This window comes from Lentzea sp. NPDC042327 (assembly GCF_040647275.1).
In the GTDB taxonomy this organism is placed as follows: domain Bacteria; phylum Actinomycetota; class Actinomycetes; order Mycobacteriales; family Pseudonocardiaceae; genus Lentzea.
This window is the reverse complement of sequence record NZ_JBEZBX010000008.1, coordinates 192,163-211,440: the sequence shown is the minus strand read 5'-3', so window position 1 is coordinate 211,440 and position 19,278 is coordinate 192,163. Positions and strand designations below refer to the sequence as shown.

The following is a 19,278-nucleotide window of genomic DNA, read 5'->3' as shown; positions in this document are numbered from 1 at the left end:
TGTCAGCCGAGAACGTCGTGGCGGACGATCGTCTGGTCGCGGCCCGGACCGACGCCGATCGCGGAGACGCGGGCGCCGATGATGCTCTCCAGGTGCTCGACGTACGCCTTGGCGTTGGCCGGCAGCTCGTCGAACGTGCGGCAGTGCGAGATGTCCTCGAACCAGCCCGGCAGCTCCTCGTAGACCGGCACGGCGTGGTGCACGTCGGTCTGCGTCATCGGCATCTCGTCGACCCGGCGACCGTCCACTTCGTACGCCACGCAGACGGGCACCTTCTCCAGGCCGGACAACACGTCCAGCTTGGTGAGGAAGTAGTCGGTGATGCCGTTGACGCGCGAGGCGTAGCGGGCGATCACGGCGTCGAACCAGCCGGTGCGGCGCGAGCGGCCGGTGGTGACGCCGAACTCGCCGCCCTGCTTGCGCAGGTACTCGCCCTGGTCGTCGTTCAGCTCGGTCGGGAACGGACCGGAGCCGACGCGGGTCGTGTAGGCCTTCAGGATGCCGATCACGGTGCTGATGCGGGTCGGGCCGACACCGGAGCCGACCGTCGCGCCACCCGAGGTCGGGTTCGACGACGTGACGAACGGGTAGGTGCCGTGGTCGACGTCGAGCAGCGTGCCCTGCGAACCCTCCAGCACCACGATCTCGTCGCGGTCGAGCGCCTGGTTCAGCAGCAGGCGGGTGTCGGCGATGCGGTGCACGAAGTGCTGACCGTGCTCCAGCACCTGGTCGACGACCTGCTCCGGGTCGAGCGCCTTGCGGTTGTAGACCTTGACCAGCACCTGGTTCTTGAAGTCCAGCGCGGCCTCGACCTTCTGCCGGAGGATCTTCTCGTCCAGCAGGTCCTGCACGCGCACGCCGACGCGGGCGAGCTTGTCCTGGTAGGCGGGGCCGATGCCGCGACCGGTCGTGCCGATCTTCGCCTTGCCCAGGTAGCGCTCGGTGACCTTGTCGATGGCCACGTGGTACGGCATGATCAAGTGCGCGTCCGACGAGATCAGCAGGCCGCTGGTGTCGACGCCCTTCTCCTCCAGGCCCGCGAGCTCGGTGAGCAGCACGCCGGGGTCGACCACGACACCGTTGCCGATCACGTTCTTCACGCCGGGCGTGAGGATGCCGGACGGGATGAGGTGCAGGGCGAACTTCTGGCCGTCCGGGAGGACGACGGTGTGACCCGCGTTGTTGCCGCCCTGGTAGCGGACGATCCACTGGACACGCTCACCGAGGATGTCGGTGGCCTTGCCCTTGCCCTCATCGCCCCACTGGGCACCGATCAGCACGACGGCCGGCATGTGAAACTCCAAGCGCTTGGACTGGTTCGAGCGAACGCCGGTAAGCGAGGGTAGACCAGGAGATGACCGTGCACGGAATCGTGTTGGCCTGCGGAAACGCGCAGTTGCCAATGATCACAGAACGTGACGACGTGCAGGTGGTGCCCACCCGCCCCGGCAAGGAGCACGTCGACCCCTGCCTGGACGCGGAACGGCTGGTCGTCGTGGGCACCGACGCCGACCTCGCCGCCGTCGGGGTTCGGTTGCTGCGCAAGGAGAAGCTCGCGTCCGTGGCCCTCGGGTTCGTGCCCGTCGGACCGTCGGCGGTGGCCGCCCTGTGGAACCTTTCGACGGACCCGGCGCGGGCACTGGACATCGCCCTGAACGGTGACGTGGATCCCGTGCCGTTCGTGCGTGACGACGTCGGCGGTGTCCTGATGGGTCTGGGCGTGCTTTCCCCCGTTCGTGGCGTCGGTTACAGCGATGCGGAGAACGTGCTGCGCGGTCAGGCGTCGCGGATCGAGTGCACGCCCGACACCGAGGGTGGCCTGGGCCTCACCGTCCGGATCGTGAACAAGCGCCTGTTCGGGTCACGGGTGCGGGAGAGCAAGCCGCGGGCGTTCCAGCTGGGCTGCCTGCCCACCACCGCCGTGCTCGACGGGCACAAGCACCCGCGGCCGGTCGACAAGTGGACCTGGTACCGCCACACGGAAGACCTGAGGCTGGTTCGCGGTCTTTAAAAACAGGGCTTGTTCGGCGTTTGTCGTTCACTCGTGTGTCACTCGAAGGCATTGCCTAATTGCACAATGTGACCGAGGGTGGTTCCGATCACTTCCAACCAGGAAGGTCGGGACGATGTCAACAGTTAACCGGATCATCGGTGTCTCCGTCACCGCGGTGGCGCTCACCCTTGGTTTCGTCACCCCTGCACTCGCGACACCGCCGAACATCCCCAGCGCCGCCACGGCGACCGCCGAGCTCGCCGGGCTGACCGTTCGCGCCGACAGTTCGATGACGGGCTACTCCCGCGACAAGTTCCCCCACTGGATCACCCAGTCGGGTACCTGCAACACCCGTGAGGCCGTGCTGAAGCGGGACGGCACCAACGTGGTCACCGACTCCTCCTGCGCCGCCACCTCCGGCAGCTGGTTCTCCCCGTACGACGGCGCGACCTGGTCCGCGGCCTCCGACGTGGACATCGACCACGTCGTGCCCCTGGCGGCCGCCTGGAGGTCGGGAGCGGCCTCCTGGACGACGGCGCAGCGCCAGTCGTTCGCCAACGACATGTCCGGCCCGCAGCTCATCGCGGTGACCGACAACGTGAACCAGGCGAAGGGCGACCAGACGCCGGCGACGTGGAAGCCTCCGCTGACGTCCTACTGGTGCACCTACGCCAAGATGTGGGTACACACCAAGTACCGCTGGAGCCTCAGCGTGAACTCGTCGGAGAAATCGGCTTTGTCGGACATGCTCGGAAGGTGCTGATGGCGTCACTCTCCTCGCTGTTCGTGGCGGGTCCCGGCGGCGTGATGACCGACGAGGTCGGCGTTGTGACCGGCGACCTGGAACTGCGCACGGACCTTTCCGACGACGGGAAGTTCCAGGCGCTGGTCCGCTATGAAGGCGCGGAAGAGTGGTACGCCGTCACGGGCGCTGCGTCCGCCCTGACCGATCCTCGCGACCACGAGCCGGTCCACTCCCTGCTCCTGGCTCTTCTGCACCGGCCGGAGGGCTGAGCGGCGGCAACGCCTCCATCGCCTCCGCCCGGTTCAGCCCGGTCGCCTGCAGCAGGTCCACGGCGATGCTGCGGATCTGCGCCAGCACCACCTTGGACGAGAACCCGTCCCCACCGAGGCGCCGCGCGGTCAACGGCCGTGCGGCGTCCCGCACGGCCTCCCTGGTCAGCTGCGGCGTCCTGCCCCTCTCCAGCTCACCCCTGAGGCAGTCGACGGCGTCGGCGTAGCGCTGCAGCACACCGGACACGCCGTCCGGAATCCGTTCCTCGGCCTTCAGCGCCGCCATCGTCCTGCGGGCCAGCACGCGCGTGTTGCGGATCGCGTAGTCCACCGGCCCGGCCGCGGTCTGGTAGCGCTTGAGCTCGTCCTTGGACCGCCACCGGATCGGCGCGATCTTCGCGATCTCGCTGCCGGTCTGCAGCGCGGACTTGTAGTCGTCGATCGCCGACTGGCTGTTGCGCAGCTCCGCGAGCACCCCGGCCGCCTTCACGGCGTCGCGCTGGTCGATGGCCTCCGCGATGCTCCGCAGGGCCGTGCTGAGGGTGCCCGTGAGCGCTTTCGCCTGCCGGTGGGCGACCATCACCGGGTTCGCCGGGATCAGCGCGGCGACCGCCAGCCCCACCAGCCCGCCGGTGAGCGCGTCGATCATCCGGTCGAACCCGCCGCCCGCGCTGGGCGGCAGCAGCGTGGCCACCAGCACCGCGCTGCTCCCGGCCTGCAGGGCGATCACCGACCCGCCGTCGAGCAGCACGGCCGTCGACATCGCCAGCGCCACCACGAGCGCGATCTGCCAGGGTCCGCTGCCGATCCAGCCGATGAGCGCGTCGCCCACCCCGACCCCGACCGACACGCCGACGACGAGCTCACCGACCCGGCGCAGCCGTTGCCCCAGCGACACCCCGAGGCACACGACCGCCGCGATGGGCGCGAAGAACGGGTGCTGGTGCCCGATGACGAGCGTCGCCACCACCCACGCCAACCCGGCCGACAGGGCACATTGGACGATCGGCAACGCGGTCGCGCGCCACCGCGTCAACCCCCGTCCGACCGCGTCCCTGACCACGCCCACCACTGCCACCCCGTCTTCCGCCGCACCTGCCACCGTCAGTCTTCGTCCCACGGCCACCAGGCACAACCTGCGGGGACCCGGATTCGATCCGCGATGGCGAGCAGCCTCACACCGCGCGCAGCGGGACGGCGAACCGCCCCGTGCGCGAGTTGGGTGCAGTCAGCGGCGTCTCGATCAAGGGTTGGTGGTACTCGCAGACGCCTGGACAGCCAGGGGTGGGATCAGAGGCCGAGGGCGGCCGGGGCCTGGGGGTCGGACTCCGCGAGGAACTTCGAGCAGCGCTCCCACTCCTCGTCCTCCCCGATCTCCCGCGCGGCCAGCGCCAGCGCGGCGAGCGCCCGCAGGAAGCCCTGGTTGGGCCGGTGGTCCCACGGCACGGGCCCGAAGCCCTTCCAGCCGGAGCGGCGGAGCTGGTCCAGCCCGCGGTGGTAGCCGGTGCGGGCGTAGGCGTAGGCGGCGACCGGGTCGCCGGCCTGCAGCGCCCGTTCCGCGAGCAGGGCCCACGCCTCGGAGAAGTCCGGGTACGCGCGCACGATCTTGGCGGGGTCGGTCCCGCCGTCGGCCGCGGCCTGCGCTTCCGGACGGTCGGGCAGGTGGGTCGGACCGGGGCCCAGGAGGTTCTCAACCATGCGGTCCATCCTGCCGCACGGCGCGCGGCTAGGAGAGGAACAGCCGCATGACCGCGGCCACGACGGCCAGCAGCAGAGCAGTGACGAGCACACCGGCGACGATCTTCTTGCCCATGGGCGTGCATGGTGCCGTTCTGGACCAGGCGGAGCAATGACACTCACTCGTCCGTGCACACGAATTGGAAACATCAGGGTAAAACCAGGGGCGTTTCGGCAACATGATCACCCACTGTCACCTCATGATGGGCGGATGATCCAGGGGGTTAGGCAGTTCCGGGACACGTACTGGGAGCGGGGTGTGCCCGGCAGGGAGACGCCGGCGGCGCTGACCAGGCAGCTGTACCAGCTGTGGCTCGTGGGGCTGCTGCTGAAGCTGATCGGCTCGTCGTGGGACGTCTCGTGGCACTTCAAGTGGCTGCGCGACGACTTCGCACCGCCGCACCTGATCAACACGGTCGGCACGGCGATCGTGGTCGGCCTCACGCTGTTCCACACGTTCACCGGCTACGGCGCCGACAAGGCCGCGCTGCGGCTGATGCAGGTCGGGTGCGGGATCTTCCTGGTCGCGCTGCCGATCGACGTGATCAACCACCGGATCAACGGGCTCGACATCACCAGCTGGTCCGGTTCGCACGCGCTGCTGTACCTGGGGACGGCGGTGATGCTGGCGGGCGCGATCCGCGGGTGGATCAAGTACTTCCCCGCCGGCAACTGGCGGACGTTCGGGCTGGTGGCGCTGTGGTTCTTCGTCCTGGAGAACGTCTGGTTCCCCAACCAGCACCAGGAGTACGGCGTGCGCGCGTTGCAGGCCTACGACAGCGGCAAGCCGGAGGCCGAGCCGATCCTGCTGCAGTTCGCCGCCGACCAGCTGGGCGTCCCGGTCGGCCGGGAGGCGGTGGTCAACTTCGCGCTGCCCATCGCGGACTGGGTCTACCCGGTGTGGGGGCTGGTGGCCGCGGCCGTCGTGCTCGTGATCGCGCGCCGCACGACCGACCGGGTCTGGGCTGCGACGGCGGTCGCGGGCGGGTACGTGGCGTACCGGTGCCTGATCTGGCCGTTGCTCGCGGGCATCGACTTCCCGAAGTCCGCCGTGCCGCTGTTCCTGGTCGTCGTGGGGCTCGTGATCGACGCGGTGCACGTCGTGAAGATGCCGACGCCGGCCGCCGCGGTGCTCGGGTCGGCCGCGGTCACCACCATCGGGTACGTGGGGATCTGGGCGCAGCAGGAGTACCTGTGGGCGCCGCCCATCTCGTTCTCGTCCGCGGCGGTCACGGCCGTGCTGCTGGCGGTGCTGTGGACCGTGGGCGACCTGGTGATCCACCGGCCGGAGGCGCACCAGCTGGCCGCGCGGCTGAAACTCAGCTGACCGGCTGCGGCCGGGTCAGGCCGGACGCCGTGAGGTGCCGCGTGATCCGGCCGAACAGCTCCTCCAGCGGTTCGCCGAGGTCCCGTCCGAACCCCGTCAGCCCGTAGGTGACCTGCGGCGGGGTCGTCGGTTCGACGTGCCGCCACACGAGACCGTCCTCGACCAGCCCGCGCAGGGTCTGGGAGAGCATCTTCTCGCTGATGCCGCGGATGCTGTCGCGCAGCTCGAAGAACCTCAGGTCGCCGCCGCGCAGGGAGATCAGCACCCAGATGCCCCACCGGCTGGTGACGTGGTCGACCATGTCGCGCGCCGGGCAGTCGGTGTGAAACACCTCATACCGCGCCTTGACCTCGGTCTGGTCCACCTGGACACCTCCCGTCACGTCTTGAGCTTACCTCCAGGTACGTCCTTACCAGGAGTTAGCCCGGTTCCTAGCGTCGTGCCGACAACGACGAAGGAGCTGTTCATGATCGTGGTGACCGGGGCTACCGGGAACGTGGGCCGACCGTTGACGCGGGCGCTGGCCGAGGCCGGTGAGCAGGTGACGGCGGTGTCGCGGCACTCGGCGGAGGTACCGGACGGCGTGCGGCACGTGGTGGCCGACCTGGCGGAGCCGGCGGGTCTGGAACCCGCCCTGGCGGGCGCGAAGGCGTTGTTCCTGCTGCTGTCGGGCGACCTGCACGCGGTCGGCGCCAACCCGGCCGACGTCATCGGCACGGCGGTGGCGAGCGGGGTCCGCCGAATCGTCCTGCTGTCCTCGCTGGGCGTGGTGACCAGGCCGTTCGGCACGACGCGGGTCCAGCTGCGGGCGCTGGAGGACGGGGTGCGGGAGTCCGGGGCCGACTGGGCGCTGCTGCGGCCGGGCGGGTTCGCGTCCAACGCGCTGTGGTGGACGGAGTCCGTTCGCGCGCAGCGGCTCGTCGCGGCACCGTTCGGGGACGTCGGCGTGCCCGTCGTCGACCCGGCCGACATCGCGGCGGTCGCCGCCGCCTGCCTGACCGACGACCGGCACAGCGGCGGGGTGTACGAGCTGACCGGCCCGGAGGTGGTCACGCCGCGGCAGCAGACCGCGGCCATCGCCGCCGCGCTGGGCGAACCGGTGCGGTTCCACGAGCTCACCCGCGCCGAGGCGAAGGCGGGCATGGAGCGGATGATGCCGGGTGAGCTCGCCGACGACACCCTCGACATCATCGGCGCCCCGACCGAGGCCGAGCTGCGCGTCAGCCCGGACGTCGAGGCCGTGCTCGGCCGCGCCCCGCGCCCGTTCGCCGACTGGGCCACGCGCAACGCCGAGTCCTTCCGCTAGCCGCAAACGCACGCGGGGACCTTTCGTACTCTCCGAGAGTACGAAAGGTCCCCGCGTGCGGTCGGAAATCAGCCCGCGATCATGCGGCCCGACGACTTGAGGTGCTCGCACGCCTGGGCGATGCGGGCGGCCATGGCCTGCTCAGCTGCCTTGAGGTAGCTGCGCGGGTCGTAGGCCTTCTTGTTGCCGACCTCGCCGTCGATCTTCAGCACGCCGTCGTAGTTCGCGAACATGTGCGCCGCGATCGGACGGGTGAACGCGTACTGCGTGTCCGTGTCGATGTTCATCTTGATGACGCCGTACGACACGGCTTCGTGGATCTCCTCCAGCAGCGAGCCGGAGCCGCCGTGGAAGACCAGGTCGAACGGCTTCGAGCCGGCCGCGAGGCCCAGCTTCTCCGCCGCGACGTCCTGGCCCTGCTTGAGGATCTCCGGGCGCAGCTTCACGTTGCCCGGCTTGTAGACGCCGTGCACGTTGCCGAAGGTCGCGGCCAGCAGGTAGCGGCCCTTCTCCCCGGCGCCGAGCGCGTCGACCGTCTTCAGGTAGTCCTCGGGCGTCGTGTAGAGCTTGTCGTTGATCTCGTTGTCGACGCCGTCCTCCTCGCCGCCCACGACGCCGACCTCGATCTCGAGGACGATCTTCGCCTTGGCGGACAGGTCGAGCAGCTCGCTCGCGATCTGGAGGTTCTCCTCCAGCGGAACAGCAGAGCCGTCCCACATGTGCGACTGGAAGAGCGGGTTGCCGCCCTTGTCGACCCGCTCCTGGCTGATGGCGATGAGCGGACGCACGTACCCGTCGAGCTTGTCCTTCGGGCAGTGGTCGGTGTGCAGCGCGATGTTCACCGGGTACTTCGCGGCGACCACGTGCGCGAACTCGGCGAGTGCGACAGCGCCGGTCACCATGTCCTTGACCTTGGTGCCCGAGGCGAACTCGGCACCACCGGTCGAGACCTGGATGATGCCGTCGCTCTCGGCCTCGGCGAACCCGCGGAGAGCCGCGTTGAGAGTCTCCGAAGAAGTGACGTTGATCGCGGGGTAGGCGAACTCGTTCGCCTTGGCCCGGTCAAGCATCTCCGCGTAGACCTCGGGAGTTGCGATGGGCATCGGTCGTCCTCCTCAGGTGCCCTGAACGCCGTATCACCGGCATCCTACGAGGCTGGGTCACAGGCCCAACGCGGCGGCCAGTTCGGCGTAGTGCCCGTTCAGCGACTGGATGGCGACGTGGTCGGCTCCCGCGTCGACGTGCGCGCGCAACTTGGCGGCGACCTGGTCCGGGGTTCCCCACGCCACGAGTGCATCGATCAAGTGGTCAGAGCCGGTGCCGGCGACGTCCTCGGCCGAGAAACCCCACCTCAGCCAGTTGTCCGTGTAGTTGGTGAGCGTGAAGTAGAACGCGAGCTGCTCGCGTGCGATCGCCCGCGCCCGGTCCGGGTCCGCCTCGACGACGACGGTCACCTCGGGAGCGAGGACCTTGTCGCCGAGCACCTCGCGCGCGTGCGCCGTGTGCTCGACCGGGACGAGGTACGGGTGCGCGCCGCCGGTGCGGTCGGCGGCGAGCTGGAGCACCCGCGGGCCGAGCGCGGCGAGCACGAGCGACTCGGTCGGCACGTCCAGGCGGTCCAGGTACGCCACCAGCTTGTCGTAGGGCTTCTCGTACGCCTGGTCCAGCTGCCGGTGGCCCACGCCGACGCCGAGCAGGAACCGGTCGCTCGCGAGCCGGTGGAACTCGGCGGCGACCTCCTCCGGCTCCGACTGCCAGACGTTGACGATGCCGGTGGCGATCGTCATCGACCCGGTCGCGGCCAACGCCCTGCCGACCAGCCCGACGTCGGGCGAGCCACCGATCCAGAAGGTGCCGTAGCCGAGCTGTTCGAGCTCGGCGATCCGATCGACCCCGTCGGCCCACTGCACGTGCGAGCCCCACACACCGAACGTTCCGAGCGACGCTTTCGAAGGCATAGTGGAGACCATGGCAACCGCTGAGTGGAACGGCAAGATCATCGCTTCGAGCGACGACACGGTCGTGGTCGAGGGCAACCACTACTTCCCGCTGGACTCCGTGGACCCCGCGGTGCTCACGCCGACCGACCACACCACCGTGTGCCCCTGGAAGGGCACCGCGAACTACTACTCGCTGCAGGTCGACGGCGCCGAGAACACCAACGCCGCCTGGTACTACGCCGAGCCGAAGGACGCCGCGAAGGAGATCAAGGGCCGCGTGGCGTTCTGGAAGGGCGTCGAGATCACGGCCTGAGCCGGTCGGCCCGTGTTCCACCCGCCGATCTCGTCACGTGTCCCCGGCCACGGCGGACTACCGTCGGAACATGGGGATCTTGAGCACCACTGACCTGAACGTGTCCCGGCTCTGCCTGGGCGGCAACGTCTTCGGCTGGACCGCCGACGAGGACACCTCGTTCGCCGTGCTCGACGCCTACGTCGCGGCGGGCGGGAACTTCGTCGACACCGCCGACGTGTACTCGGCCTGGGCGGACGGCAACTCCGGCGGCGAGTCGGAGACGATCATCGGCAGGTGGCTCGCCAGGCGCGGCGACCGCGACGACGTCGTGGTCGCCACCAAGGTCGGCATGCTGGCCGGTTTCAAGAACCAGAAGCGCGACACGGTCCTGACGGCGGCCGAGCGGTCGCTGAAGCGGCTCGGCGTCGACCACATCGACCTCTACTACAACCACCTCGACGACCCGGACACGCCGCTGGAGGAGACGCTCGCCGCCTACGACCAGCTCGTGCGGGACGGCAAGGTCCGCTACGTCGCCGCGTCCAACTTCTCCGCCGAACGGCTCGCGGCGGCGCTGGAGGTCCAGGAGCGCGAGGGCTTCGCGAAGTTCGTCGCGTTGCAGCCCGAGTACAACCTGGTGAGCCGCGACCGGTTCGAGGGCGAGCTGCAGGCGGTCGTGGCCGAGCACGGCCTCGCGACCGTGCCGTACTGGTCGCTCGCCAAGGGCTTCCTCACCGGCAAGTACCGGCCTGGCGTGGAGGTGCGCAGCGAGCGGGCGGGTGCCGCGTCGAAGTACCTCGACGAGCACGGCCTGCAGGTGCTGGAGGTGCTCGACGAGCTGGCCGAGACGCACCGGACGACGGTTGCCGCGGTGGCGCTGGCGTGGCTCGCCCAGCAGCCGACGGTGGCGGCACCGATCGCGTCGGCCAGGACGTTGGAGCAGCTCAGCGACCTCACGCCGGCGCTGGAGCTGGAGCTGTCGCAGGCCGAGGTGGACCGTCTGAGTGCAATTTAACTTGCCAGTAGCTTACTGGGAGTAGGTTGCGTTACCGTGGCGGTCATGGACGTCACGGGCAAGGTGGTACTGATCACCGGCGCGGCCAGGGGCATCGGCGCCGAGGTGGCGAGGCAGCTGGCCGCACGCGGGGCTCGGCTCGCGCTCGTCGGGCTCGAGAAGGCCCAGCTGGAGGAGGTCGCGCGGGAGACCGGCGGCAGGGCGTGGGAGGTCGACGTCACCGACTGGGACGCGCTCGAACGCACCTTCCACGAGGTCGCCGGGCACTTCGGCGGCATCGACGTGGTGGTCGCGAACGCGGGCATCGCCGCCACCGGTTTCGTGCGCTCGATGGACCCCAAGGCGTTCGAACGGGTCATCGAGGTCAACCTGCTCGGGGTGTGGCGCACGGTGCGCACGGCGCTGCCGCACCTCATCGAGAGCCGCGGCTACTGCATGGTCGTGTCGTCGCTGGCGGCGATCGTGCACATCCCCGGCAACGCGGCCTACTCGGCGGCGAAGGCGGGCTGCGAGGCGTTCGCGGACAGCCTGCGCGCGGAGGTGCGGCACCTCGGCGTGGACGTCGGCACCGCGTACTTCTCGTGGATCTCCACGGACATGGTCAACAGCGCCGACGAGCACCCGGTGTTCGGCAAGCTGCGCCAGGGCATGCCGGGGGTCGCGGGCAAGAAGTACCCGGTCCGCAACGTCGGCAGGGCCGTGGTCAAGGGCATCGAGAAGCGGTCGAAGGCGGTCCACGTCCCCGGCTGGGTCGGCGCTCTGAAGTACTTCCGCGCGTTCACGCCGGTGGTCGTGGACCGCCAGGCGGTCGCTGAGGTGGCCGAGGCCGACCGGCAGATGGCCGCGAACGACACGTCCGGCCTGGTCGGGCCCGGCGGGCAGGCCGCTAGCCGTTGAGCCAGGAGCCGAGCAGGGCGTTCCACGGGCGGACGTCCCACTTGGTGACGACGTTCGCGGGCGTGTACGGGTCGGCGGCGATGATCTCCTGGAGGGCCGTCTCGTCCGCGGCCTCGTAGATGATCAACGCGCCGGTGTCGTCCGAGTACGGGCCGGCGGCGAGCACCACGCCCTTCTCGGCGAGGGAGGCGATGTACTCGCGGTGCGCCGGGCGCGCCGCGAGACGCTCGTCACGGTTTGAACCGAACACCAATTCGACTGCAAAGCGGGCCATGGCACCACCGTAGCGACGTGACCGGTACCGTCCTACCTCGTGGCTGGCGACGAAACCCCGCGCAGCGTGCAGGACACCCTGACCAACCTGCGCATCAAGGACGGCGTCGCAGGACCTCCCGCAGGGCCTCTGACGCTCGAAGACCTGTACAAGCAGCACCGCATGCGCCTCATCAGGCTCGCGCTGCTGCTGGTGGACGAGCCGGCGACGGCGGAGGACGTGGTGCAGGAGGCCTTCACGGGCCTGCACCGCAACTGGAAGGGCCTGCGCGACGCCCAGGCCGCCGTGGGCTACCTCCGCACGGCCGTGGTCAACGGTTCGCGCAGCGTGCTGCGCCGCCGCAAGACCGCCCGCGACTACACCCCTCCGCACGTGGCGAACGCACGTTCGGCCGAGTCGCTCGCGATGCTCACCGCGGAGCACCAGGCCGTGGTCAAGGCGCTCCAGCAGCTGCCGCCGCGCCAGCGCGAGGTGCTCGTGCTGCGCTACTACGGCGACCTGTCGGAGGCCGAGATCGCCGAGGCCACCGGCATCTCCAAGGGCACGGTCAAGTCGACCGCGTCCCGGGCCCTCGACGCGCTGCAGAAGCTCATGGCCGGCCGCTGAGGCAACGTCACACCGCCCACCGGACACCCCTTTTGCCCGATGAAGGCGATTTCCGGTCGCAGGAACACGCGCCCAATCCGGTGCTTGGTATAGACCAATAGGGCTCCGATGCCGCAGGATCACACCCCGTGGCACGCAGACACGTGGTCGCCGTCGACATCGGTGGCACCGAAACCAAGGCGGCGCTGGTCACCGGCACCTCGGAAGCCGTGGTGGCCCAGAAGCACGCGCGCAGGGCGACTCCGGCACAGCTGGAGCCGCTGCTGGACGTCCTCGCCGAGCTCGTCGACGAGCTCCGCGGGGCCTCCGAGCACGAGATCGACGCCGTGGGCATCGTGGCGCCGGGCATCGTGGACGAGGCCAACGGCGTCGGCGTGTACACGACGAACCTGCCGTGGAGCGAGTTCCCGTTCAGCGAGGTCCTGACCGAACGGCTCGGCGTCCCCGTCGCGTTCGGCCACGACGTGCGCGCCGCGGGTCTGGCCGAGTGCCGGATGGGTGCCGCGAAGGGCCTGCGCAACGCGGTGATCATGCCGATCGGCACCGGGATCGCCGGCGCGCTGCTGCTGGACGGGCAGATCTTCAGCGGCGGCGGGTACGCGGGCGAGATCGGGCACGTGGACGTCGGCCACGGCGTGCCGTGCGCCTGCGGGCAGGTCGGCTGCGTGGAGACCGTGGCGTCCTCCGCCGCCATCGCCCGCCGCTACACCGCGCGCACCGGACGGGCCGTGCACGGTGCCGCCGAGGTCGCGGACCTGGTGAGAGCCGGGGACGAGGACGCCGTCGCCGTGTGGCACGAGGCCGTGGACGCGCTCGCCAGGGGAGTCCTGGTGCTGGCGACGCTGCTCGGCCCGGAGGCCGTGGTGCTCGGCGGCGGGCTCGCACTGGCGGGAAACCTGCTGGTGGAGCCGCTCGAGGACAGGCTGGACGGCCTGATCGCCTTCCAGCGCCGACCGGAGCTTCGGCTCGCGGCGCTCGGCGACGAGGCGGGCTTCCTCGGCGCGGCGCTGCTGGCCATCGACACGCTGGAGGCGTGATGAGCACGTGGGGTGGACCGGTCGACGTGACCCTGACCGGTGGTCGGGTCGTCACGCCGGACAGGGTGCTCGAGAACGGGTGGGTGAGCGTCCGGGGCGGTCGCATCGCCGGGGTCGGTGTGGGAGCGGTACCGGACGGCCCCACGACCGACGTCGGCGGCGGCACGATCGTGCCCGGCTTCGTCGACATCCACTGCCACGGCGGTGGCGGTGACGCGTTCACCAGCAGCGACCCGGTGAAGGTCCGCAAGGCCGCGACCGCGCACCGCAGGCACGGCACCACGACGCTGCTCGCGTCGCTGGTCTCGCGCCCGGTGCCGGAGCTGGCCGACCAGGTCTCCGCGCTGGCAGAGCTGGTCCAGGAGGGCGTGGTCGCGGGCATCCACCTGGAGGGCCCGTTCCTGTCCGCGGCCCGCTGCGGCGCGCACGACCCGGCGATCCTGTGCCCACCGGAGCAGAGCGCGGTCACGAAGCTGCTCGACGCGGGCAAGGGCACGGTCCGCATGATCACCGTCGCGCCCGAGCTGGAGGGCGCGGTCCAGGCCGTGCACCAGCTCGTTGACAACGGTGTCCTCGCCGCCATCGGCCACACCGACGCGACCGAGGCGCAGGTCCGCCCAGCCGTGGACGCCGGTGCCAGCGTGGCCACGCACCTGTTCAACGGCATGCGGCCGCTGCACCACCGCGAGCCCGGCCCGATCGGCGCGCTGCTGGACGACGAGCGCGTGACCGTCGAGCTCATCTGCGACCTGGTGCACCTGCACCCGACCGCCGTCCGGCTGGCCGCCCGCCACGCCGGCCTGCAGCGCACCGTCCTCATCACCGACGCCATCGCGGCGGCGGGCGTGGGCGACGGCGTGTACGACGTCGGCGGCCTCGAGGTGCGCGTCGTCGACGGCGTTCCAACGTTGGCAGGAGGCGCCGCACTGGCCGGCAGCACGCTCACGATGGACATGGCGTTCCGCAACGCCGTGAACGCGTGCGGGCTGTCGCTCGTGGAGGCCGCGTACGCCACCGCGACCCGCGGCGCCGAGCTGCTCGGCCTGGAGACCGGCAAGCTGCAACCGGGCTGCGCCGCCGACCTCGTCGTCCTCGATGCAGAATTGAAGCCGAGGGACGTGATGAGCAAGGGCGAGTGGGTCCAGGACTGAGCTGAGGGCGGGGCATGGCGGAGGATCCGGAGCGACTGGTGACCAACGCACTGCGCGCGCAGGCGACCAGCACGAATGCCGGATTTGTCGCATCTGCCCCGGTTGTTCCTGAGCGCCCCGCACCCATGTCCACGTGGTGGGTGCTGGGCCTCGCCCTGCTGTTGGGCCTGGCAGCGGGCACGGTGGCCGCAGTGATCACGCTCGGCTGACCTGTACCGTTGTCGCCGTGACGATTGCATTGGGCCCTGACTGGCTGGACCCCACCGTGCTGCTGAACGGGCTCGGCCCGTACATGCTCATCGGGCTGTGCCTCATCATCTTCGCTGAGTGCGGGCTGCTCGTCGGTTTCTTCCTGCCCGGCGACTCGCTGCTGTTCACCGCAGGCCTCTTCGTCGCGGCGGGCACCATCGACACCCCGCTCTGGCTCGTCTGCGCGTTGCTGACCGTGTGCGCGTTCGTCGGCAACGTCGTGGGCTACTACATCGGCGCGAAGGCCGGTCCGGCGTTGTTCAGCAAGCCGGAGTCGAAGATCTTCAAGAAGGAGTACGTCGACAAGACGCAGGAGTTCTTCGACAAGTACGGGGCGCGCGCCATCGTCCTGGCCCGGTTCGTGCCGATCGTCCGCACGTTCATCACGGCCATGGCCGGCGTCGGCAGGATGGACCCGAAGAAGTACTTCACGTACTCCGCGATCGGCGGCGTGGCGTGGGCGGCGGGCCTGACGGTCCTCGGCTACTTCCTCGGCCAGGTCTCCTTCATCAGGGAGAACCTCGAGATCACCCTGCTCGCCATCGTCTTCCTGTCGATCGTGCCGATCATCATCGAGGTGTTGAAGGCGCGCAAGGAGAAGAAGTCGCTCGTGCAGGAGGAGGCGGACGACATCACGCAGGTGATGGAGGCGCAGCTGCAGGACGACTCGACGCAGATCATCCCGCGCGTCGAACGCTGAGCCCAGGACCGGGCGGCAGCCACCGGGCCGATCCCGGTCACCGCCTGCGCGCCCTGCCTCTGCCGGCATCTGCAAGGGGGTTAGGGGTGAACATCGAACCGGGGTTGAACAGGTTTTCCGGGTCCAGTGCGCGTTTGATCTCGCGGTGGACGCGGAGGCCGACCGGGCCGATCTCCTTCGCGAGCCACTCCCGCTTGACCTTGCCGACGCCGTGCTCGCCGGTGATCGTGCCGCCGAGCGCCAGCCCGAGGGCGAGGATGTCGTCGAACGCCTTGCGGGCGCGGGCGAACTGGTCGGCGTCCGCGGGGTCGTAGACGATCGTCGGGTGCATGTTGCCGTCACCGGCGTGGCCCACGACGGCGATCTTGAGGCCGGTCGCCGCGGAGATGTCCTCACAGCCCTGGATGAGTTCGGCGATGCGGGTGCGGGGCACGCACACGTCGTCGGTGAGCCACGAGCCGTAGACCTCCAGCGCCGTGAGCACGGCCCGGCGCGCGGTCAGCAGGTCACGGCCCTCGCTCACGTCGTGCGTGGCGTACACGAGGTCGGCCTCCAGGCAGATCTCCTCGATCTTGCGCAGCTCGTGGCGCGCCTGCTCGCCGCCCGCGTCCGACTGGCAGATCAGCAGCGCCGCACAGCCGGGACCGGCGCCGAGTTCGGTCCTGAGGTACTGCTCGACGGCCTCGATCGAGGTGCGGTCCATGATCTCCATCAGCGACGGCACCAGGCCCTCGCGGACGATCCGGCTGACCGCGGCACCGGCCGTCGCGGTGCTGCTGAACGCGGCGACGAGCGTGGCGGGGGCCTGCGGCAGCGGTTTCAGCGCCAGCGTGGCCTTCGTGATCACGCCGAGGGTGCCCTCGGAGCCGATGAAGAGCTTGGTCAGGTCGTAGCCGGCGACGCCCTTGACGGTGCGGCGGCCGGTCCGCAGCACCTCGCCGTCGGCCAGCACCACCTCCAGCCCCAGCACGGAGTCGGTGGTCACGCCGTACTTCACGCAGCACAGGCCGCCCGCGTTGGTGGCGAGGTTGCCGCCGATCGTGCACCAGTCGTAGCTGCTCGGGTCCGGCGGGTAGAACAGCCCGTGCTTCTCCACCGCGCCGCGCAGGTCGAGGTTCACGACACCGGGTTCCACGACGGCGAGCCGGTTGTCGGTGTCGACCTCGACGATCGCGTCCATCTTCGTGGTCACGAGCACCACGCAGCCCTCGACCGCGTTCGCGGCACCGGACAGACCGCTGCCGGCGCCGCGCGGGACGACGGGCACGCGGTGCCGCGCGCACGCCCGCACCACGGCCTGGACCTGCTCGGTGTCCGACGGGAACACCACCGCGAGCGGACTGCCGAACGGGGCGAGCGGCATCATGTCCCGCTGGTAGCCCGCCGTGACATCGGCGTCCGTGAGCACGCCCGAGTCGCCCAGTGCGGTGCGGAGTTCGCCGAGCAGGGTCTCCATGTCCGCCACGCTAGCGGGACCGGCCGGTTCCTTCGAGGGTGAACGGGCACGGGCGAGTTCACCCGGTGACCGGGCGTCCTCAACCCGGATTTGGCCGGCCCGTCGCACCGATGTCGCCGCCCTGCCGGCGGGCACGACGTAGGCTGGTTCACCGTGGCGCACGCATTCGCCTCGCTGGAGACCGCAGGTCCGGTGGCCGTGTGGCTGATCGTCCTGAGCTTCATCTTCATCGAGTGCGCATTCATCTTCGGGTTGTTCCTGCCCGGTGACTCGCTGCTCTTCGCGGCCGGGGTGGTCCTGGCGGCACACGGCAGCGAGGTCTCGGCGTGGGCGCTTTCGGCGGTCGCACTGGTCGTGGCCGTGGTCGGCAACCAGGTCGGGTACCACATCGGCAAGCACACCGGCACCCGCGTGCTGGCCCGCAAGGACGGGAAGGTGCTGAACCGGCAGAACCTGGAGAAGGCCCGCCGGTTCCTCGACCAGCGCGGGTTCTGGGCCGTCGTGCTGGCCCGCTGGCTGCCGTGGGTGCGCACGCTCGCGCCGATGATCGCCGGAGCGGCCCGCATGGACGTGAAGCGGTTCACGCTGGCCACGACCATCGGTGCCGTCGCCTGGGTGCCGACGCTCGTGCTCGCCGGCTACTACGGCGCCGGCGTCCTGGAGCAGCTGCCCTGGCTGGAGACGGCGGCACTGGTCGTCAGCGTCGCGTTCTTCCTCGTCGGCACCGGGTGGGGCGTCTGGCGCTACCGGCAGGAGATGCGCAAGCCGATCGACGAGGCGGCCGAGCTGGAGCCCTCCGCCCGCCGGAGCTGACGGCGGGGGCCCGCGGCCCGGTCAGAGCACCTCGGTGATCAGCAGGTCCGCCGAGCCCTTGGACGAGTTCACCATCAGCGCGTTGACGTGGTCGGTGCCGTGCAGCACGCGTTCCTCGGCCTCGGACAACGTGCGCCCGTACCGCAGGTGGCGGTCGATGAGCCGCTGCACCCGCACGTCCTCGTCGATGAACAGGAACCACGCCTCGTCGAGGATGATCCGGACGCGCTTCCACTTGTCGTAGTTGAGCAGCAGGTAGTTGCCCTCGGTCACGACCAGCGGGACGTCCGGGTGCACCGGCACCGCGCACGCGATCGGTTCCTCGACCTCCCTGCGGAACTCCGGCGCGTAGATCATGTCCGGCCCGCACGCCTTGATGCGGCCGAGCAGGTCGACGTAGCCGGGGATGTCGAACGTGTCCGGCGCGCCCTTGCGCTCGACCAGCCGCAACCGCTCCAGCTCGCTCTGCGCGAGGTGGAAGCCGTCCATCTCGACGAGCACGGCCTGCCCGTCGAGCGCCTCGACGAGCCTGCGCGCGAGTGTCGACTTGCCGGAGCCGGGAGCTCCGCCGATCCCGAGGATCTTGCGTTCACCCATGTCGGTGAGCGCCTTGGCCCGCTCTAGCAGCTCTTCGAACCTGACCTGCTGTCCTGCCACCGTGCCAGCTCCTCAACCCAGTCCCCGATCACACCGACCCGAACGGCGGCGGCCTGCGACGCGAAGCCTATGGCCGCGACCGGGTCGGCTCCTGACGCCAGCGCGTAGGCGTACGCGCCGTGCCAGACGTCACCGGCACCGTTCGTGTCCTTCACCTGCACCGCCGGCACGGGCACCGCCCCGGTCGAGCCGTTCCACGACCAGGTCACGGGTGCGGGGCCGTTGGTGCGAACCACCAGCGGGACCCCGTACGAGTGCACCTCGGCAGCGGACCGCTCGAACCCCGAAGCGCAAGCGGCCACGTCGACCAGCGGCAACAGGTGATCGAGGACAGGTTTCCAGCTCCCGGCGTCGAGCACCACAGGCAATCCCGCCGCTTTCGCCGCACGGGCGGCGGGCAACGCCAGTCCGTCGTGGTGCCCGTCCAAGAGCACCACGTCCGCGGCGGCCACGAGATCGGACAAATCCGGCGCGATGACCGGCACCGAGGCGTTGCGCGACACGACCGTGCGCTCCCCATCAGCATCTCTGACGACGACCATGCTCACCGGCGTCGTCCCCTCGACGGCGACGACGTGGACCGGCTCCAACCCGGCCCGCACGAATTCACCCAGTGCGTCGGCGCCCAGGGCGGTGAGAAGTGACGAAGATCCGCCCAGAGCGGCCACCGCCCGCGCCGCGTTGGCCGCCGGACCGCCGGGGGCGAGGTGCGCCTCGGCCGACCTGACCTTCTCGCCGGGAGCGGGGAACACGGCCACTCGCTGGGTGACGTCGAGAGTTGTGAGCCCGACACACAGCACGGCTGCCATCT

General features: G+C 70.2%; 23 protein-coding genes. 13 read left to right on the top strand and 10 right to left on the bottom strand.

The window, feature by feature from the left end; all coding sequences use genetic code 11:
* Positions 1 to 2: 2 nt before the first annotated feature.
* Positions 3 to 1,292 (bottom strand): adenylosuccinate synthase, encoded by a 1,290-nt coding sequence (locus tag AB0A63_RS22015; RefSeq protein WP_360394269.1) that lies wholly within the window; start codon positions 1,290 to 1,292, stop codon positions 3 to 5.
* Between the two features lie 110 nt (positions 1,293 to 1,402).
* On the opposite strand from AB0A63_RS22015, the gene AB0A63_RS22010 reads away from it, so the two are divergent.
* The gene (locus AB0A63_RS22010) at positions 1,403 to 2,011 is read left to right on the top strand and encodes a hypothetical protein (RefSeq protein WP_360394266.1); all 609 of its coding nucleotides are present in this window, start codon (positions 1,403 to 1,405) and stop codon (positions 2,009 to 2,011) included.
* Between the two features lie 115 nt (positions 2,012 to 2,126).
* Positions 2,127 to 2,756 (top strand): HNH endonuclease family protein, encoded by a 630-nt coding sequence (locus AB0A63_RS22005; RefSeq protein WP_360394263.1) that lies wholly within the window; start codon positions 2,127 to 2,129, stop codon positions 2,754 to 2,756.
* A 159-nt stretch (positions 2,757 to 2,915) separates the two neighbouring features.
* Here the strand turns inward: AB0A63_RS22005 and AB0A63_RS22000 are convergent, their stop codons facing one another.
* Both AB0A63_RS22000 and AB0A63_RS21995 read right to left on the bottom strand, forming a co-directional pair.
* Positions 2,916 to 4,076, bottom strand: coding sequence for an FUSC family protein (locus AB0A63_RS22000; protein ID WP_360394261.1), 1,161 nt, complete (start codon positions 4,074 to 4,076; stop codon positions 2,916 to 2,918).
* A gap of 221 nt (positions 4,077 to 4,297) precedes the next feature.
* Positions 4,298 to 4,705 carry a DUF3151 domain-containing protein gene (locus AB0A63_RS21995; protein WP_360394259.1) on the bottom strand — a complete coding sequence of 136 codons (408 nt, stop codon included), beginning with the start codon at positions 4,703 to 4,705 and terminating at the stop codon, positions 4,298 to 4,300.
* 250 nt (positions 4,706 to 4,955) lie between these two features.
* Between AB0A63_RS21995 and AB0A63_RS21990 the strand changes: the two genes are divergently transcribed.
* Positions 4,956 to 6,071, top strand: coding sequence for a hypothetical protein (locus AB0A63_RS21990; protein WP_360394256.1), 1,116 nt, complete (start codon positions 4,956 to 4,958; stop codon positions 6,069 to 6,071).
* Here AB0A63_RS21990 and AB0A63_RS21985 read toward each other — a convergent pair.
* A complete protein-coding gene (locus AB0A63_RS21985) occupies positions 6,064 to 6,453 on the bottom strand; it encodes a helix-turn-helix domain-containing protein (protein WP_360394253.1) in 390 nt (129 codons plus the stop codon). The two genes, AB0A63_RS21990 and AB0A63_RS21985, sit on opposite strands and share 8 nt — an antisense overlap.
* An 84-nt stretch (positions 6,454 to 6,537) precedes the next feature.
* On the opposite strand from AB0A63_RS21985, the gene AB0A63_RS21980 reads away from it, so the two are divergent.
* Positions 6,538 to 7,377: an NAD(P)H-binding protein gene (locus AB0A63_RS21980; protein ID WP_360394251.1), complete on the top strand. Its 840-nt coding sequence runs from the start codon at positions 6,538 to 6,540 to the stop codon at positions 7,375 to 7,377.
* A 68-nt stretch (positions 7,378 to 7,445) separates the two neighbouring features.
* Here the strand turns inward: AB0A63_RS21980 and fbaA are convergent, their stop codons facing one another.
* Both fbaA and AB0A63_RS21970 read right to left on the bottom strand, forming a co-directional pair.
* Positions 7,446 to 8,480 carry a class II fructose-bisphosphate aldolase gene (gene fbaA / locus AB0A63_RS21975; RefSeq protein WP_360394248.1) on the bottom strand — a complete coding sequence of 345 codons (1,035 nt, stop codon included), beginning with the start codon at positions 8,478 to 8,480 and terminating at the stop codon, positions 7,446 to 7,448.
* A gap of 57 nt (positions 8,481 to 8,537) precedes the next feature.
* Positions 8,538 to 9,335 carry an LLM class F420-dependent oxidoreductase gene (locus AB0A63_RS21970; protein WP_360394245.1) on the bottom strand — a complete coding sequence of 266 codons (798 nt, stop codon included), beginning with the start codon at positions 9,333 to 9,335 and terminating at the stop codon, positions 8,538 to 8,540.
* Positions 9,336 to 9,345: 10 nt separating this feature from the next.
* Here AB0A63_RS21970 and AB0A63_RS21965 point away from each other — a divergent pair, with 10 nt between their 5' ends.
* The 3 genes from AB0A63_RS21965 (at position 9,346) to AB0A63_RS21955 (ending at position 11,524) form a co-directional block, all read left to right on the top strand.
* Entirely contained in the window at positions 9,346 to 9,630 is a 285-nt protein-coding gene (locus AB0A63_RS21965; protein WP_360394242.1) for a DUF427 domain-containing protein, read from the top strand.
* A gap of 70 nt (positions 9,631 to 9,700) precedes the next feature.
* A complete protein-coding gene (locus tag AB0A63_RS21960) occupies positions 9,701 to 10,627 on the top strand; it encodes an aldo/keto reductase (RefSeq protein WP_360394239.1) in 927 nt (308 codons plus the stop codon).
* Positions 10,628 to 10,672: 45 nt separating this feature from the next.
* Complete coding sequence (locus AB0A63_RS21955) at positions 10,673 to 11,524, top strand: SDR family oxidoreductase (RefSeq protein ID WP_360394237.1); 852 nt, start codon at positions 10,673 to 10,675, stop codon at positions 11,522 to 11,524.
* Here AB0A63_RS21955 and AB0A63_RS21950 read toward each other — a convergent pair.
* A complete protein-coding gene (locus AB0A63_RS21950) occupies positions 11,514 to 11,798 on the bottom strand; it encodes a YciI family protein (protein ID WP_360394234.1) in 285 nt (94 codons plus the stop codon). The two genes, AB0A63_RS21955 and AB0A63_RS21950, sit on opposite strands and share 11 nt — an antisense overlap.
* A gap of 39 nt (positions 11,799 to 11,837) precedes the next feature.
* Between AB0A63_RS21950 and AB0A63_RS21945 the strand changes: the two genes are divergently transcribed.
* The 5 genes from AB0A63_RS21945 to AB0A63_RS21925 all read left to right on the top strand — a co-directional run bounded on the left by AB0A63_RS21945 (position 11,838) and on the right by AB0A63_RS21925 (position 15,541).
* Positions 11,838 to 12,404: a SigE family RNA polymerase sigma factor gene (locus tag AB0A63_RS21945; protein WP_065915671.1), complete on the top strand. Its 567-nt coding sequence runs from the start codon at positions 11,838 to 11,840 to the stop codon at positions 12,402 to 12,404.
* A 128-nt stretch (positions 12,405 to 12,532) separates the two neighbouring features.
* Entirely contained in the window at positions 12,533 to 13,441 is a 909-nt protein-coding gene (locus AB0A63_RS21940) for an ROK family protein (protein ID WP_360394231.1), read from the top strand.
* Positions 13,441 to 14,592, top strand: coding sequence for an N-acetylglucosamine-6-phosphate deacetylase (nagA, locus tag AB0A63_RS21935; protein WP_360394228.1), 1,152 nt, complete (start codon positions 13,441 to 13,443; stop codon positions 14,590 to 14,592). Before AB0A63_RS21940 ends, nagA begins: the two co-directional genes overlap by 1 nt.
* Positions 14,593 to 14,630: 38 nt before the next feature.
* Complete coding sequence (locus AB0A63_RS21930; RefSeq protein WP_360394226.1) at positions 14,631 to 14,801, top strand: hypothetical protein; 171 nt, start codon at positions 14,631 to 14,633, stop codon at positions 14,799 to 14,801.
* Between the two features lie 23 nt (positions 14,802 to 14,824).
* Complete coding sequence (locus tag AB0A63_RS21925; RefSeq protein ID WP_360394840.1) at positions 14,825 to 15,541, top strand: VTT domain-containing protein; 717 nt, start codon at positions 14,825 to 14,827, stop codon at positions 15,539 to 15,541.
* Between the two features lie 37 nt (positions 15,542 to 15,578).
* Here AB0A63_RS21925 and AB0A63_RS21920 read toward each other — a convergent pair whose 3' ends face one another.
* On the bottom strand, positions 15,579 to 16,997 hold the full coding sequence (locus AB0A63_RS21920; protein WP_360394223.1) for an FAD-linked oxidase C-terminal domain-containing protein: 1,419 nt from the start codon (positions 16,995 to 16,997) through the stop codon (positions 15,579 to 15,581).
* Positions 16,998 to 17,150: 153 nt separating this feature from the next.
* On the opposite strand from AB0A63_RS21920, the gene AB0A63_RS21915 reads away from it, so the two are divergent.
* Positions 17,151 to 17,810: a DedA family protein gene (locus AB0A63_RS21915; RefSeq protein WP_360394220.1), complete on the top strand. Its 660-nt coding sequence runs from the start codon at positions 17,151 to 17,153 to the stop codon at positions 17,808 to 17,810.
* A 21-nt stretch (positions 17,811 to 17,831) separates the two neighbouring features.
* Here AB0A63_RS21915 and AB0A63_RS21910 read toward each other — a convergent pair whose 3' ends face one another.
* Positions 17,832 to 18,407, bottom strand: a complete 576-nt coding sequence (locus AB0A63_RS21910) for a nucleoside/nucleotide kinase family protein (RefSeq protein WP_360394837.1) — start codon at positions 18,405 to 18,407, stop codon at positions 17,832 to 17,834.
* A gap of 23 nt (positions 18,408 to 18,430) precedes the next feature.
* Positions 18,431 to 19,276 (bottom strand): PfkB family carbohydrate kinase, encoded by an 846-nt coding sequence (locus AB0A63_RS21905; RefSeq protein WP_360394217.1) that lies wholly within the window; start codon positions 19,274 to 19,276, stop codon positions 18,431 to 18,433.
* Positions 19,277 to 19,278 lie beyond the last annotated feature (2 nt).

Bases quoted from the DNA above. Each gene is read 5' to 3' on its own strand.
- AB0A63_RS22015 (WP_360394269.1), bottom strand. From the start codon at position 1,292: ATGCCGGCCGTCGTGCTGATCGGTGCCCAGTGGGGCGATGAGGGCAAG.
- AB0A63_RS22010 (WP_360394266.1), top strand. From the start codon at position 1,403: ATGATCACAGAACGTGACGACGTGCAGGTGGTGCCCACCCGCCCCGGC.
- AB0A63_RS22005 (WP_360394263.1), top strand. From the start codon at position 2,127: ATGTCAACAGTTAACCGGATCATCGGTGTCTCCGTCACCGCGGTGGCG.
- AB0A63_RS21995 (WP_360394259.1), bottom strand. From the start codon at position 4,705: ATGGTTGAGAACCTCCTGGGCCCCGGTCCGACCCACCTGCCCGACCGT.
- AB0A63_RS21990 (WP_360394256.1), top strand. From the start codon at position 4,956: ATGATCCAGGGGGTTAGGCAGTTCCGGGACACGTACTGGGAGCGGGGT.
- AB0A63_RS21980 (WP_360394251.1), top strand. From the start codon at position 6,538: ATGATCGTGGTGACCGGGGCTACCGGGAACGTGGGCCGACCGTTGACG.
- fbaA (WP_360394248.1), bottom strand. From the start codon at position 8,480: ATGCCCATCGCAACTCCCGAGGTCTACGCGGAGATGCTTGACCGGGCC.
- AB0A63_RS21970 (WP_360394245.1), bottom strand. From the start codon at position 9,335: ATGCCTTCGAAAGCGTCGCTCGGAACGTTCGGTGTGTGGGGCTCGCAC.
- AB0A63_RS21965 (WP_360394242.1), top strand. From the start codon at position 9,346: ATGGCAACCGCTGAGTGGAACGGCAAGATCATCGCTTCGAGCGACGAC.
- AB0A63_RS21960 (WP_360394239.1), top strand. From the start codon at position 9,701: ATGGGGATCTTGAGCACCACTGACCTGAACGTGTCCCGGCTCTGCCTG.
- AB0A63_RS21955 (WP_360394237.1), top strand. From the start codon at position 10,673: ATGGACGTCACGGGCAAGGTGGTACTGATCACCGGCGCGGCCAGGGGC.
- AB0A63_RS21950 (WP_360394234.1), bottom strand. From the start codon at position 11,798: ATGGCCCGCTTTGCAGTCGAATTGGTGTTCGGTTCAAACCGTGACGAG.
- nagA (WP_360394228.1), top strand. From the start codon at position 13,441: ATGAGCACGTGGGGTGGACCGGTCGACGTGACCCTGACCGGTGGTCGG.
- AB0A63_RS21920 (WP_360394223.1), bottom strand. From the start codon at position 16,997: ATGGAGACCCTGCTCGGCGAACTCCGCACCGCACTGGGCGACTCGGGC.
- AB0A63_RS21910 (WP_360394837.1), bottom strand. From the start codon at position 18,407: ATGGGTGAACGCAAGATCCTCGGGATCGGCGGAGCTCCCGGCTCCGGC.
- AB0A63_RS21905 (WP_360394217.1), bottom strand. From the start codon at position 19,276: ATGGCAGCCGTGCTGTGTGTCGGGCTCACAACTCTCGACGTCACCCAG.